This is a genomic window from Microbacterium sp. TPU 3598 (assembly GCF_002356155.1).
Classification (GTDB): Bacteria; Actinomycetota; Actinomycetes; order Actinomycetales; family Microbacteriaceae; genus Microbacterium; species Microbacterium maritypicum_A.
Window position 1 is genome coordinate 3737414 of sequence record NZ_AP017975.1, and the last position, 12898, is coordinate 3750311.

The 12898-nt window shown below is 68.1% G+C and carries 15 protein-coding genes; 9 read left to right on the forward strand and 6 right to left on the reverse strand.

Translation table 11 applies throughout. From position 1 onward, the window contains the following. Positions 1 to 31: 31 nt before the first annotated feature. Positions 32 to 661 carry a TetR/AcrR family transcriptional regulator gene (locus MST3598_RS17850; RefSeq protein WP_021201435.1) on the reverse strand — a complete coding sequence of 210 codons (630 nt, stop codon included), beginning with the start codon at positions 659 to 661 and terminating at the stop codon, positions 32 to 34. A 76-nt stretch (positions 662 to 737) separates the two neighbouring features. Between MST3598_RS17850 and MST3598_RS17855 the strand changes: the two genes are divergently transcribed. Together MST3598_RS17855 and MST3598_RS17860 are read left to right on the forward strand one after the other, a co-directional pair. Then, positions 738 to 1118: a DUF1761 domain-containing protein gene (locus tag MST3598_RS17855; protein WP_029260790.1), complete on the forward strand. Its 381-nt coding sequence runs from the start codon at positions 738 to 740 to the stop codon at positions 1116 to 1118. A gap of 16 nt (positions 1119 to 1134) precedes the next feature. After that, entirely contained in the window at positions 1135 to 1416 is a 282-nt protein-coding gene (locus MST3598_RS17860) for a DUF1905 domain-containing protein (protein WP_021201433.1), read from the forward strand. Positions 1417 to 1425: 9 nt separating this feature from the next. Here MST3598_RS17860 and MST3598_RS17865 read toward each other — a convergent pair whose 3' ends face one another. Then, a complete protein-coding gene (locus MST3598_RS17865) occupies positions 1426 to 2172 on the reverse strand; it encodes a 3-hydroxybutyrate dehydrogenase (protein ID WP_029260791.1) in 747 nt (248 codons plus the stop codon). An 18-nt stretch (positions 2173 to 2190) separates the two neighbouring features. Further along, a complete protein-coding gene (locus tag MST3598_RS17870; protein WP_036271975.1) occupies positions 2191 to 3552 on the reverse strand; it encodes an MFS transporter in 1362 nt (453 codons plus the stop codon). Positions 3553 to 3659: 107 nt separating this feature from the next. Here MST3598_RS17870 and MST3598_RS17875 point away from each other — a divergent pair, with 107 nt between their 5' ends. From MST3598_RS17875 to MST3598_RS17905, 7 genes are all read left to right on the forward strand, one after another. Next, a complete protein-coding gene (locus MST3598_RS17875; RefSeq protein ID WP_029260792.1) occupies positions 3660 to 4571 on the forward strand; it encodes a LysR family transcriptional regulator in 912 nt (303 codons plus the stop codon). Between the two features lie 70 nt (positions 4572 to 4641). Then, positions 4642 to 5337 carry a DUF1684 domain-containing protein gene (locus tag MST3598_RS17880; protein WP_051671250.1) on the forward strand — a complete coding sequence of 232 codons (696 nt, stop codon included), beginning with the start codon at positions 4642 to 4644 and terminating at the stop codon, positions 5335 to 5337. Between the two features lie 28 nt (positions 5338 to 5365). Continuing rightward, positions 5366 to 6862: an ABC transporter substrate-binding protein gene (locus MST3598_RS17885; RefSeq protein ID WP_029260794.1), complete on the forward strand. Its 1497-nt coding sequence runs from the start codon at positions 5366 to 5368 to the stop codon at positions 6860 to 6862. 52 nt (positions 6863 to 6914) lie between these two features. After that, positions 6915 to 7877 carry an ABC transporter permease gene (locus MST3598_RS17890; RefSeq protein WP_029260795.1) on the forward strand — a complete coding sequence of 321 codons (963 nt, stop codon included), beginning with the start codon at positions 6915 to 6917 and terminating at the stop codon, positions 7875 to 7877. Then, complete coding sequence (locus MST3598_RS17895) at positions 7874 to 8734, forward strand: ABC transporter permease (RefSeq protein ID WP_021201425.1); 861 nt, start codon at positions 7874 to 7876, stop codon at positions 8732 to 8734. Before MST3598_RS17890 ends, MST3598_RS17895 begins: the two co-directional genes overlap by 4 nt. After that, complete coding sequence (locus tag MST3598_RS17900; RefSeq protein ID WP_029260796.1) at positions 8731 to 9528, forward strand: ATP-binding cassette domain-containing protein; 798 nt, start codon at positions 8731 to 8733, stop codon at positions 9526 to 9528. Before MST3598_RS17895 ends, MST3598_RS17900 begins: the two co-directional genes overlap by 4 nt. After that, positions 9525 to 10280: an ABC transporter ATP-binding protein gene (locus MST3598_RS17905; protein ID WP_029260797.1), complete on the forward strand. Its 756-nt coding sequence runs from the start codon at positions 9525 to 9527 to the stop codon at positions 10278 to 10280. The genes MST3598_RS17900 and MST3598_RS17905 overlap by 4 nt, the downstream gene beginning before the upstream one ends. A gap of 13 nt (positions 10281 to 10293) precedes the next feature. On the opposite strand, the gene MST3598_RS17910 is transcribed toward MST3598_RS17905, so the two are convergent. From MST3598_RS17910 to exaC, 3 genes are all read right to left on the reverse strand, one after another. Continuing rightward, positions 10294 to 10797, reverse strand: coding sequence for an HIT family protein (locus tag MST3598_RS17910; protein ID WP_136053574.1), 504 nt, complete (start codon positions 10795 to 10797; stop codon positions 10294 to 10296). Continuing rightward, positions 10794 to 11195 carry a DUF779 domain-containing protein gene (locus MST3598_RS17915; protein WP_029260799.1) on the reverse strand — a complete coding sequence of 134 codons (402 nt, stop codon included), beginning with the start codon at positions 11193 to 11195 and terminating at the stop codon, positions 10794 to 10796. The genes MST3598_RS17910 and MST3598_RS17915 overlap by 4 nt, the downstream gene beginning before the upstream one ends. Positions 11196 to 11261: 66 nt before the next feature. Further along, positions 11262 to 12812, reverse strand: a complete 1551-nt coding sequence (gene exaC / locus MST3598_RS17920) for an acetaldehyde dehydrogenase ExaC (protein WP_021201420.1) — start codon at positions 12810 to 12812, stop codon at positions 11262 to 11264. Between the last annotated feature and the right edge of the window lie 86 nt (positions 12813 to 12898).

Sequence of the window (12898 nt, forward strand, 5' to 3'; positions counted from 1 at the left end):
CCGTTGCATCCATTCGGGCGAATGCGCTTGCTTACCCGCGGTCCTCGCGAGGGAGGTAGCCCGCCAAGAACAGATCGACGGCTCTGGCCACCGGTGGCTCACCTGTCTCCACACCCAAGAGGCCGGCGTTCAAAGGTGCGCCCACGACCAGCCAAGTGAACTCGCTCGCGAGTGCGTCGGCGTCGTCGACGGTCAGGCCGTGCGCGTCGGAGAGATCGATCATCGCGTCTGCGAGATTGCGTATATTCGCGTCCCAGCTCTGCGCCAGGTAGTCCCTCGCGACCTCCGGATGCGCGGCCGCTTCGGCGATGACCAGTCGACGCATCGCCACCACCGGCGCGCTCAGCATCCCGGCCCGCATCGTCTCGCCGAGTGCGACGAGCCCCTCCCTCAGGTCGGGATGCGCCCTCACCGCTTCGAGAGCCGGTCTCATGGCATCACGGCCGGCGAGCGCCCAATGCCGGACGACGGCGGCATACAGCGCCGACTTCGACGCATGCTCCCGATAGAGGGACGCCTTCGAGATGCGGGCGCGCTTGGCGACCTCGTCCATCGATGCCCCCGCGTATCCGAACTCGAGGAAGACATCACGGGCGGTATCGAGCAGCGCTTCGCCCGTGCGACCGGCCGGACGTCCAGGCGTTCGAGTCATCGCGGTCATGTCGTTCAGTTTAGTACTTGACAGTTTCCCCTGTCGGGCATACTTTGAGTACCAACAAGTACTAAAGGAGGCCGACATGATCGTTCCGGCAATCGTCCTCGCCACGGTGGCATCGTTCATCGCGAGCGCTCTGCTCTACGCCGTGCCCCCGGTCTCGGCGCTCATCTCTCGGACGAGCACTCCTCGACCCGGCCTCCCCGCCGCCGCACAGATGGCATCGGTGGTCCTGCGCAGCCTCATCGTCTCCTGCCTCGTGGCCGGGCTGATGATCGCAGCCGGCTGGCACGGCGCCGGTTACGGGTCGCTCCTCGGACTGGCGCTGTGCACACTCCCTCTCGTCCTGCTCATGGGCGGCGTCGTGCACGAGAACACCGCGCTGCCGGCAGCGGGCGTGCACCTGCTCGACTGGATCCTCAAGCTCGTCATCATCGGAGCGATCGTCGGATCGTTCGTCTGACCGAAAGGAGAGGCACATGAGCAGCCCCCTCGACATCACATTCACGGCCACCCTCGGAAAGGTTCGCGAAGGCGACACCTGGACCTGCGTGCAGCTGGACGACTCCGCGACCATCTTCGGCACACGAGGACTCGTCAAGGTGGCGGGCACCATCGACGGCGAGCCCTTCCGCGGCGCCTTCATGGCGCTCGGCGACGGCACCCACAAGCTCCCGGTCGCCGCCCCCATCCGCACGCGCATCGGAAAGGGCGACGGCGACGAGGTGACCGTGCATCTCACCGAGCGCCTCAACGGCTGAAGCACGCCCTCAGCGGGCCGACCAGCCGCCGTCGATCGTGTAGCTGGCCCCGGTGACCATCCCCGCGGAGTCACCGGCGAGCCACAGCGCGAGCGAGGCGACCTCGCTCGGCTCGACGAGCCTCTTGATGGCGGACTCGGTGAGCATCACGGTCGCGAGGACCTCTTCCTCGGGGATCCCGTGCACGCGGGCCTGATCGGCGATCTGCTTCTCGACGAGGGGCGTGCGCACGTAGCCCGGGTCGATGCAGTTGCTCGTCACACCTCGGGGCCCGCCCTCCAGTGCCGTCACCTTCGACAGCCCCTCCAAGCCGTGCTTCGCTGCGACGTACGCCGCTTTGTAGGCGGAGGCGCGCAAGCCGTGCACGCTCGACACGTTGATCACCCGCCCGAAGCCCCGGTCGTACATTCCGGGGAGGGCGGCCCGGATGAGCAGGAACGGCGCCTCGAGCATGAGCCGCAGGATGAAGGAGAACCGCTCCGGCGCGAAGTCCTCGATCGGGCTCACGTGCTGCACTCCCGCATTGTTGACGAGGATGTCGACGTCGATGCGGGCATCGGCCAGCGCCCCGAGGTCGGAGAGGTCAACGTGCCACGCCTCTCCGCCGATCTCCGCCGCGAGCGCCTCCGCGGACGCACGGTCGACATCGGCGACCGTGACCCGGGCGCCCGCCGAAGCGAGCTCACGGGCGCAGGCCGCCCCGATCCCGCTCGCCCCGCCCGTGACGAGCGCCCTGCGTCCGTGCAGATCGGTCATGTCGTACTCCTTCGCATGTCAGGCCGCGGCCGCACGGGCAGCATCGGCGTCATCGATGGCCTGCAGCGAGATGCCCTTCGTCTCGCGCAACGACACCACGGCGATGGCGGTCACGACGCAGGCGATGACGATGTAGATCGCGATCGGCAACCAGGATCCGAAGTCGCGCAGCCACTGGATCGCGAGGATCGGGGCGAGCGAGCCGGCGAGGATCGCGGTGACCTGGGAGCCGAGGGAGACGCCCGAGTACCGCATCCGCGTGGGGAACAGTTCCGCCATCACCGCCGGCTGCGGGGCGTACATGAAGGCGTGGAAGCAGAGCCCGATGGTCACGGCCAGCACGATGAGGACCGGGTTGAGGGTGTCGAACATCGGGAAGGCGAAGAACGCCCAGGTCGCGCTGAGGATCGCGCCGGTGAGGTAGACGGGCTTACGCCCCCACCGGTCGGCGAGACGCCCCAGCTGCGGGATGATCGCGAAGTGCACGACGTGCGCGATGAGCAACGCGAGCAGCAACTGACTCGTGTCGTATTCGTGCACCGTCTTCAGGTAGACGATCGTGAAGCTGACGACGATGTAGTAGACGATGTTCTCGGCGAAGCGGATGCCCATCGCCTGCAGGATGCCCTTCGGATAGCGGCGCAGCACCTCGACGACACCGTACGACGTGGCCTTCTCCGCCTCGACCTGCGCCTTGGCCTCGAGGAAGATCGGCGCCTCTTCGACGTGACGACGGATGTAGAAGCCGACCAGCACGATCACCGCCGACAGCCAGAAGGCGATGCGCCAGCCCCATTCAAGGAAGGCGGCCGAGCTCATCACCCATGAGCTCACGAGCAGCACGAGGGTGGCGAGCAGGTTGCCCACGGGCACGGCGGCCTGCGGCCAGCTCGACCAGAATGAACGCGAGCGGTCGGGGCTCTGCTCGGCGACCAGCAGCACGGCGCCGCCCCACTCCCCGCCCACGGCGAAGCCCTGGAGGAAGCGCAGCGCCACCAGCAGGGCGGGCGCCCAGTAGCCGATGCTCTGGAACCCGGGGAGGCACCCCATCAGGAACGTCGCTGCGCCGACGATGATGATCGTCGCCTGCAGGGTGGGCTTGCGGCCGAACCGGTCGCCGATCTGCCCGAAGACGATGCCGCCGAGCGGACGCGCGATGAATCCGATCGCGTAGGTGACGAAGGCCGCGATGATCCCGTCGAGGGGAGAACCGGTTGCGGGGAAGAAGTAGGTGCCGAACACCAGGCTGGCCGCGGTGGCGTAGAGGAAGAACTCGTACCACTCCACGACCGTGCCGGCCATGGAGGCCGCGACGACCCGCTTCAGCTTCGAGTTCGGGGCGGAGGGGGCGGTGGGGGCCGCGCTCACTGAGGATGTCATTGTCTGTCTCCTTCGGGTGTCGCCGGTGACACCCGCGTCCCAGTGTCGAGCACGGCGCTCTCTGCAACAACGCCCAGTGCTGCACATCGACTGTGCATAATTGCAGAATGGATGCTGTCAAGCGGCCTCGCGCCGACGACCTTCTCGTGCTCCTCGCGGTCGCGCGCACCGGACGCTACACGAGTGCCGCCGCGCATCTGGGACTCGATCACACGACCGTCGCCCGCCGTATCGCCGCCCTCGAGGACGTGCTCGGCGGACGCGTGGTCGCACAGTCGGCGACGGGGTGGGAGTTGACCGACCTCGGCCGGTCCGCCGCAGAGACGGGAGGCCGGATCGAAGCGGCGCTGTCGCAGCTCGACGGCGGCACCGAACCACCGGATCCGATCTCCGGTGTCGTCCGAATGTCGGCGACAGACGGATTCAGCGCCTACATCGCGGCCCCCGCGGTCGCCGCGCTGCGCAGGGACCATCCGAGACTCACGGTCGAGATCGTCGCGGCGACCCGGCGCGCCGCCGAGCATCGCGCCGGTCTCGATCTCGAGGTCGTGGTGGGGGTGCCGCAGACGCGTCGTGCGCACGCCGTGAAGCTCGGCACCTACACGCTGGGAATGTACGCGTCCCGCGACTACCTCGATCGGGTCGGAACGCCGAGCACCGCTGCCGAGTTGGAGCAGCACCAGCTGGTGTACTTCGTCGATTCGATGCTGCAGGTCGATGCCCTCGACCTGCCTCGCCGACTCGTGCCGCGCATGCAGGACGGCCTGACCTCCACCAACGTCTTCGTGCATGTCGAGGCCACGCGAGCAGGCGCCGGCATCGGCCTCCTCCCCTGTTTCGCGGCAGACCGCCACCACGACCTCGTGCGGCTGCTGCCCTCGGTGTTCGCCGAGAAGCTCCCCTACTACCTGGTCGCTCGTCCCGAGTCGCTGCGCCTGCCCGCCGTCTCCGCTCTGGCCGCAGCTCTGCGCGCGCAGACGCGCGCGTCGAGGGCGATGCTCGACGGCGCGAGCGACTGAGCACCGCCTGTGTGACCCCGGGTGACGAACCCGACCCCGCCCCCTTCTGCATGCAAGAGAATTGAAAGCGATGTCTGAACGCGAAGAACACACCCACTGGCAGGCCGAGCGCCGCGCCGCCGTCACGTCGCCGACCGGCAACCTCGCCCTGATCGAGACCCGCTGGACCGGTGAGCGCCCCGATGTCGATGCCGAACAGCGCGCCGCGGCCGACACGGTGACCGTGACGCCGATCGAGCGCACGAACATCGAGACGGGTCAGGCGGAGCACGGGCTGCGCGTCTGGGATGCGGACGCCCCCGCCATCCGCGCCTTCGACCGCATCGACACCTACGATTACGACCCGGCGTGGGTGCTCGAGGGACACTTCACCCCGGTCTCCGGTGATCGACGCGTGTCGTTCGAGCACATCCGCGACAACGGCGGCACCCGTGATCTGGTCGTCCCTGGCGACATCCGCCTCGAGCTCGACGGCCAGGAGTACACCCTCGCCGCGTTCGACGACGGCGGCACGCTGCTGCTCGTGTTCGGCGACGAGACGAACGGCTCGGAGACCTACGGATCCGGTCGCTTCCTGTTCGTGCAGCTGCGCGACGACGAGGGCTCCGTCGTCCTCGACTTCAACCGCGCGTTCGTGCCGCCGTGCGGATTCAGCGCCCAGTACAACTGCCCGCTGCCGCCGGCATCCAACCGCTTCCCCCTGCCTATCCGAGCAGGCGAGAAGAACGTCGTGTTCCGCGACGGCTTCGACATCTACGCGGCCTGACGCCGCACTCGCTCACCCTGGAGTACTCATGAGAAGAACCCGCATCCTCGGCGCGCTCGGCGCCGTCGCCACGCTCGCCCTCGTGGCCGGCTGCGCGTCGGGCACGAGCAACGACGCCACCGCGAGCGAAGACGCCACGATCCTCATCGGGTCGCTGTACGAGCCCACCAACCTCAGCAACACGCAGGGCGGTGGCCAGGGTGTGACCGAGGCGCTGACCGGCAACGTCTACGAGGGCCTGTACCGGCTCACGGACGACGGCGAGGTCGAACCGCTCCTCGCCGAAGACGCCCAGGTGTCCGACGACGGCCTGACCTACACGATCACGCTGCGCGACGACGTGACCTTCCACTCGGGCGACCCGCTCACCTCCGCCGACGTGAAGTCGAGCATCGAGGCCGTCACCGCCGAAGACTCCGTGTCCGCCCGCAAGTCGAGCTTCACGACCATCGCCGACATCGCCACCCCCGATGACAAGACGGTCGTGTTCACGCTGTCGGAGCGCTCGATCTCGTTCCTGTACAACCTCAGCTACGTCTGGATCGTGAACGACGAGGCCGGCGACATCACGTCGTCCGAAGACGGCACCGGCCCGTACACGCTGGACGAGTGGAAGAAGGGCTCGACCCTCACCCTCCAGCGCTGGGACGACTACTGGGGCGAGCCTGCCAAGAACGGCGAGGTCGTCTACACGTACTTCACCGACGCGACGGCGGAGAACAACGCACTCCTCACGGGTGAGATCGACGTCATCACCAGTGTGCAGAACCCCGACTCGCTCACGCAGTTCGACTCCGACGACTACGTCGTGAGCGAGGGCACCTCGACCACGAAGGAGCTGCTCGCCTTCAACGACCGCGTCGCCCCCTTCGACAACACGCTCGTGCGCAAGGCGGTCTACTCCGCGATCGACACGAAGAAGCTCCTCGAGTCGATCTGGGGCGACTACGGCACGCTGATCGGGTCGATGGTGCCGCCGACCGACCCCTGGTACGAGGACCTCACCTCCGTGAACCCCTACGACGTCGAGCTGTCGAAGGATCTGCTCGCGCAGGCCGGCTACGCCGACGGCTTCACGTTCACGCTCGACACCCCGAGCTACGACCCGCACCCCGCCGTGGCGGAGTTCCTGCAGTCGCAGCTCGCCGAGGTGGGCATCACGGTCGAGATCAACACGATCAGCGCCGACGAGTGGTACACGAAGGTGTTCAAGGAGCAGGACTTCGAGGCCACTCTGCAGGAGCACGTGAACGACCGCGACGTGGTCTGGTACGGCAACCCCGACTTCTACTGGGGCTACAACGACGCCGACGTGCAGCAGTGGGTCGCCCAGGCCGAGCAGGCCGCAACGACCGACGAGCAGACGGCCCTGCTGAAGCAGGTCAACGAGAAGATCGCCGCGGATGCCGCGAGCGTATGGTTGTACCTGTACCCGCAGATCGTGGTCGCCTCCAGCGATCTCAGCGGGTACCCGGTCAACGGCCTGAACTCGCAGTTCTTCGCCTACGACATCGTCAAGTCCTGACGTGCGTGGGGGATGCCGCGCGTCGGCATCCCCCACGTCATCCTGAGAAGCCATGCTCGCCTACCTCCTGCGCCGCCTCGCGTTCCTCGCGGTCTCGCTCGTCGTCGCGATGGTCGCGATCTTCGTTCTGCTGCGCCTGCTTCCCGGCGACCCGGCCAACGCCCTGCTCTCGGTGAACGCCACCCCGGAGCAGATCGATGCCGCGCGCGCTCAGGTCGGCTCCGACCAGCCGCTGCTGCAGCAGTTCACGACGTGGGCGGGCCAGGTGCTCCGCTTCGATCTGGGTGAATCGTTCCTGAGCTCGCGCCCCGTCGGGCCCGACATCGCCGACCGTCTCGCCGTGACGCTCCCGCTCACCCTCATCGCCTTCACGATCGCGCTACTCGTCTCCCTCGCCATCGGCATCACCGCCGCCGTGAAATCCGACCGCTGGTACGGCATCGCCCTCTCGGGCTTCGCGCAGCTCGGTGTCGCGGTCCCCGTGTTCTGGGTCGGAGTGGTGCTCGTCTGGGTGTTCGCGCTCGGCCTCGGTGCTCTGCCGTCGGGCGGATTCCCCCGCAAGGATTGGGAAGATCCGGCGGATGCACTGCGCTCGCTCGCGCTGCCCATCCTCACCATCGTGATCGTCATGAGCGCCTCCCTGAGCCGCTACGTGCGCTCGGCGACGCTCGACGTGCTCGGCAGCGACTATCTGCGCACCGCCCGCGCCGGTGGTTCCGGCATGGGTGAGGCTCTGCTCCGGCATGGGGTGCGCAACGGCGCGGTGCCCGTCGTCGCGGTGCTCGGCATCGAACTGTCGACGACGCTTCTCGGCGCGGTGGTCGTCGAGAGCGTCTTCACGCTTCCGGGACTCGGCAGCCTGCTGCTGTCGGCCATCGAGCAGCATGACTTCCAGGTCATCCAGGGCGTCCTCGTCGTCAGCACCCTGTTCGTGCTGCTGGTCGGGTTCGCCGCCGACATCGTGCAGCGCCTGATCGACCCGCGCCTGCGCACGAGCGTCTCGGGGAACCGATGAGCCGCGTCGCCGAACAGCTGATCACCGCGTCCGTGCCCGTGCGCCGGCGGCCGAAGGCGACCCTGCTGATCGGGATCGTCCTCACCGGCATCATCGTGCTGATCGCCCTGGTCTCCCTGTTCTGGCTCCCCTATCCGCTGGCCGACACCAGCGGCGGGCGTCTCGAGGGGCCCAGCGCCCTGCACCTGCTCGGCACCGACCGACTCGGACGCGACCTGTTCTCGCAGCTGATGTGGGGCGCACGTATCGCCCTCATCGTCGGCACCTGCGCCGTCGCGATCGCGGCAATCCTCGGCACCGTCGTCGGGCTTCTCGCCGCATTCGCGCGCCCCTGGGTCGACGACACGCTCTCGGCCGGACTGGATGTCGTGATCGCGTTCCCCGTCCTCCTGCTCGCGATGCTGGTCGTCGCCGTACAGGGAGCGTCGCTGTGGTCGGCGGTGCTCGCGATCGGACTCGCGATGTCGGCGGTCGTCGCCCGTCTCACGCGCATCCTCGCGCGTCGCGTGCTGCAGGAGCAGTACATCACCGCCGCGCGCACGAGCGGCACCGGCGTGCTCGGAATCGTGTTCCAGCATGTGCTGCCGAACATCGCACCCACGCTCGCCGTGAGCCTGGCGCTGCAGTTCGGCGCAGCCGTGCTGGCCGAGGCGAGCCTGTCGTACCTCGGGTTGGGAGCACCGCCGCCCAACGCATCGTGGGGGCGGATGCTGCAGGAGGCGCAGGGCACCGTGCTCACCGCTCCCGTGGGCGCCATCGCTCCCGGTGTCGCGATCATCGCGCTCGTGCTCGGCGTGAACTTCCTCGCCGACGGTCTGCGTGACCTGGCCGACCCGACCCGCAGGAGGAGCCGATGAGCATCCTCGACGTCTCCGGCCTCACAGTCCGCTCCGGCGCGGGCACCCTCGTGCGCGATGTCTCCTTCTCCCTCGCGCCCGGTGAGCGCCTGGGCCTGATCGGTGAGTCCGGCTCGGGCAAATCGCTGACCTCCCTGGCCGTGACCGGGCTGCTGCCGGATGCCCTCAGCGCGTCGGGCTCGGTGCTGCTCGACGGCCACCAGGTGATCGACGCCCGCGACGCCGACCTCCGCCCGCTGCGCGGACCCGTCGCGCAGATCGTGTTCCAGGAGCCCCTCACCGCGCTCGACCCGCTGATGAAGGTCGGCCGCCAGATCGCCGAACCGCTGCGCCGCCATCTCGGGCTGCGCGGGGCAGAGCTGCGTTCTGCGGTAGCGGCTGCCCTCGACGAGGTCGCGTTGTCCGACGCCCGCATCGCACGCGCCTACCCGCATGAGCTCTCGGGTGGCCAGCGTCAGCGGGTGGCGATCGCCGTCGCCCTCGCGGCTCGCCCGCAACTGCTCATCGCCGACGAACCGACGACTGCACTGGACGTGACCGTGCAGGACGGGGTGCTCGCGCTAATGGAACGCCTGGTCGACGAACGAGGCATGGCGCTGCTGTTCATCAGCCACGATCTGGCCGTCGTCTCGCGCATGGCCGATCGCATCGTCGTGCTGCGCGACGGACTCGTGGTCGAAGCAGGCACGGTCGCGCAGGTGCTGCAGGAGCCCGCCGAGCCGTACACGAGGATGCTGGTCGACAGCGCCCGTGCACTCGACGCCTTCCTCGACGCCGGGGAGGTCGGACGATGACGCTGCTCGAGCTGCAGGGCGCCGGCTTCGCCTATGGGTCGCGTCGCGTGCTCGATGGCGTGTCGCTTCGGGTCGACGAGGGCGACTCCCTCGGCCTGGTCGGAGAATCGGGCGCGGGCAAGTCGACGATCCTCCGGCTGCTGCTCGGACTCGCCGTCCCGCGTGAGGGACAGGTGCTGTTCGAGGGCGCCCCGCTCGCACTGCGCGACCGGGCGCAGATGCGTCGCTTCCGCGCGAGCGTGCAGCCGGTGTTCCAGGACCCGTACTCGTCTCTCGACCCGCGCCAACGCATCGACCGGATCATCGGCGAACCGCTCCGTTCGCTGGGTCTGGCATCCGGCGCCGATGCACAACGCCGCATCGCCGAGGCGCTCGACTCCGTCGGGCTTCCCGCCGACACCGCGCGCCGCTATCCGCACGAGTTCTCCGGTGGGCAGCGCCAGCGCATCGCGATCGCGCGCGCCGTGGTCTCACGCCCCCGGGTGCTGCTCGCCGACGAACCCGTCAGCGCCCTCGACGTGACGACGCGCGTGCAGGTGCTCGAGCTGCTCGACCGGCTGCGCCGCGAGAACGGCCTGTCGCTCGTGATGGTGTCGCACGACCTGACCGCGATCGCCTCGGCCTGTGATCGCACGCTCGTGCTGCAGAACGGCCGCGTGGTCGAGCAGGGGGCCACCCCGGCCGTGCTGCACGAACCGCAGGACCCGTACACGCGGGCGTTGGTCGATGCCGTGCCGCGGCTGCCGCGCTGAGCACCGGGCGGGGTCAGGCGAAGTCCCGCCACGTCTCGCGAAGAGCGGCGACGGAACCACCCAATTCGGACGCCGACAGGTACACAGGCCCCTCCGCGATATCCACATTCCGAAGCGGGTCATCGTCTCGATGCTGCGGGAACACATGGCAGTGCAGGTGCGGTGCGCGATGCCCCATCACGAGGTAGTCGATCTTTCGGGGCGTGAACGCCGCGCCGACCGCCTTACCCGCGCGCTGCACGTCGTGCCAGAAAGCATCGAGCTGAAGCGCATCGAGCCGATCGAGGTCGGTGACGTGTTCACGAAGAATCACCACGGAATAACCGGCGTGAGCTTGATTTCGCACGAGACGAAAGTATGTGGCCTCGGTGGAACCCACCAGGATGCTGTGTTCGTTCTCCTCCAGGTGAGCGTCGGCGCACATGCCGCACCGCGCGGGATCGATGAGCTCCGACCACTGCTCCTCCGTCCACCACATCGGCTCATCGTAACCAGAAGCCTCCGTCGCGCCGTTCACACCGCTCGCGTCGACAAGCCGAAGTACTCCAGCTCCGCATCGTTCAGCATCCGGGACCGGATCAGGAATCGCATCCCGGTCGGGCCTTCAACCGAGAAACCCGCACCGCGCCCCGGCACCACGTCGATGGTCAGGTGCGTGTACTTCCAGTACTCGAACTGCGACTCCGACATGAACACCTCCACCGTCTGCGGCAGTCCGACGTCGAAGGCACCGAGCAGCACGTCGCCCGGCCCCGTGATGAACATCCCGATCGGGTAGCACATGGGTGAAGAGCCGTCGCAGCAGCCGCCGGACTGGTGGAACATGAGCGGCCCGTGCTGTGCGGTCAGCTCACGCACGAGTGCGGCCGCCGCCTCCGTCACGTCCACGCGCTGATAGGTGCCGATGCTGACCATGACTGCCGCCTTCCCGGGAGGAGCCGGGCGGACGCTGAGGGAGCAGCGCCCGCCCGGGGATCGAGCTCAGAAGAAGCCCATCGGCCCTTCCGCGTACGAGACGAGGAGGTTCTTCGTCTGCTGGTAGTGGTCGAGCATCATCTTGTGGTTCTCGCGCCCGACGCCCGACTGCTTGTACCCGCCGAACGCCGCATGCGCCGGGTACTGGTGATACGTGTTCGTCCAGACGCGTCCGGCCTCGATCGCCCGCCCTGCACGATAAGCCGTGTCCCCGCTGCGGCTCCACACGCCGGCACCGAGTCCGTAGAGGGTGTCGTTCGCGATCGAGATCGCGTCGTCGAAGCCGTCGAACGAGGTGACCGACAGCACGGGCCCGAAGATCTCCTCCTGGAAGATGCGCATGTCATTGGTGCCCTCGAACACGGTCGGCGCGACGTAGAAGCCCTCGCTCAGATCGCCGCCGAGATCGACCCGCTCGCCACCGGTGAGCAGTCGCGCACCGCCCTGCTTGCCGATGTCGATGTAGCTGAGGATCTTCTCCAGCTGATCGTTCGACGACTGCGCGCCGATCATCGTCGCCGGATCCAGCGGATTGCCCTGCACGACCTTCGCGACCCGTTCCAGCCCGTCGGCGAGGAAGCCGTCGTAGATCGACCGCTGGATGAGTGCGCGCGAGGGGCAGGTGCAGACCTCGCCCTGATTCAGCGCGAACATCGTGAAGCCCTCGAGCGCCTTGTCGTAGAACGGATCGCTGGTCGAACGCGCGACGTCTTCGAAGAACACGTTGGGGCTCTTGCCTCCGAGTTCCAGCGTCACCGGGATCAGGTTCTGCGAGGCGTACTGCATGATGAGGCGACCGGTCGTGGTCTCGCCCGTGAAGGCGACCTTGCGGATGCGCTTGTGCTGCGCGAGCGGAGCGCCCGCCTCGATACCGAACCCGTTCACGATGTTCACGACGCCGGCCGGCAGCAGGTCGCCGATGATCTCGAACAGGAACAGCAGGGATGCCGGTGTCTGCTCGGCGGGCTTGATCACGACGCAGTTGCCCGCGGCGAGCGCGGGCGCCAGCTTCCAGACCGCCATCAGGATCGGGAAGTTCCAGGGGATGATCTGACCGACCACACCCAGCGGTTCATGGAAGTGGTACGCGACGGTGTTCTCGTCGAGCTGGCTGATGCCGCCTTCTTGCGCCCGCAGGACGCCGGCGAAGTAGCGGAAGTGGTCGACGGCGAGCGGGATGTCGGCGGCGAGGGTCTCGCGTACCGGCTTGCCGTTCTCCCAGGTCTCGGCGACCGCGATCTCCTCGAGGTGCTGTTCGATCCGGTCGGCGATCTTGTTGAGGATCACGGATCGCTCGGCAGGACTGGTCTTGCCCCAGGTCGCGAACGCCTGCCACGCGACCTCGACGGCCCGGTCGATGTCTTCGCTCGTGCCGCGACCGACCTCGGTGAAGACCTTGCCGTTCACGGGGCTGACGTTCTCGAAGTACTGGCCCTTCACAGGCTCGACGAACTCGCCGCCGATGTAGTGGCCGTAGCGCGGCCGGTAGTTCGCGAGCGCGCCCGGCTGGCCCGGGGCCGCGTAGGCGAGGGACACGTCTTCTTCGACGATGCTCATGGGGTCTCCTTCGACGGGGCCGCGCGTCGGTGCAGCGGCTCTTCTCCGAAGGTAGGTCGCCCGGGGTTGCGCCCCGATGCGCAACG

Coding starts and splice junctions, on each gene's coding strand:
- MST3598_RS17850 (WP_021201435.1), bottom strand. CDS start 661: ATGACCGCGATGACTCGAACGCCTGGACGTCCGGCCGGTCGCACGGGC.
- MST3598_RS17865 (WP_029260791.1), bottom strand. CDS start 2,172: ATGACCGATCTGCACGGACGCAGGGCGCTCGTCACGGGCGGGGCGAGC.
- MST3598_RS17905 (WP_029260797.1), top strand. CDS start 9,525: ATGACGCTGCTCGAGCTGCAGGGCGCCGGCTTCGCCTATGGGTCGCGT.
- MST3598_RS17870 (WP_036271975.1), bottom strand. CDS start 3,552: ATGACATCCTCAGTGAGCGCGGCCCCCACCGCCCCCTCCGCCCCGAAC.
- exaC (WP_021201420.1), bottom strand. CDS start 12,812: ATGAGCATCGTCGAAGAAGACGTGTCCCTCGCCTACGCGGCCCCGGGC.
- MST3598_RS17860 (WP_021201433.1), top strand. CDS start 1,135: ATGAGCAGCCCCCTCGACATCACATTCACGGCCACCCTCGGAAAGGTT.
- MST3598_RS17875 (WP_029260792.1), top strand. CDS start 3,660: ATGGATGCTGTCAAGCGGCCTCGCGCCGACGACCTTCTCGTGCTCCTC.
- MST3598_RS17895 (WP_021201425.1), top strand. CDS start 7,874: ATGAGCCGCGTCGCCGAACAGCTGATCACCGCGTCCGTGCCCGTGCGC.
- MST3598_RS17915 (WP_029260799.1), bottom strand. CDS start 11,195: ATGGTCAGCATCGGCACCTATCAGCGCGTGGACGTGACGGAGGCGGCG.
- MST3598_RS17885 (WP_029260794.1), top strand. CDS start 5,366: ATGAGAAGAACCCGCATCCTCGGCGCGCTCGGCGCCGTCGCCACGCTC.
- MST3598_RS17890 (WP_029260795.1), top strand. CDS start 6,915: ATGCTCGCCTACCTCCTGCGCCGCCTCGCGTTCCTCGCGGTCTCGCTC.
- MST3598_RS17855 (WP_029260790.1), top strand. CDS start 738: ATGATCGTTCCGGCAATCGTCCTCGCCACGGTGGCATCGTTCATCGCG.
- MST3598_RS17900 (WP_029260796.1), top strand. CDS start 8,731: ATGAGCATCCTCGACGTCTCCGGCCTCACAGTCCGCTCCGGCGCGGGC.
- MST3598_RS17880 (WP_051671250.1), top strand. CDS start 4,642: ATGTCTGAACGCGAAGAACACACCCACTGGCAGGCCGAGCGCCGCGCC.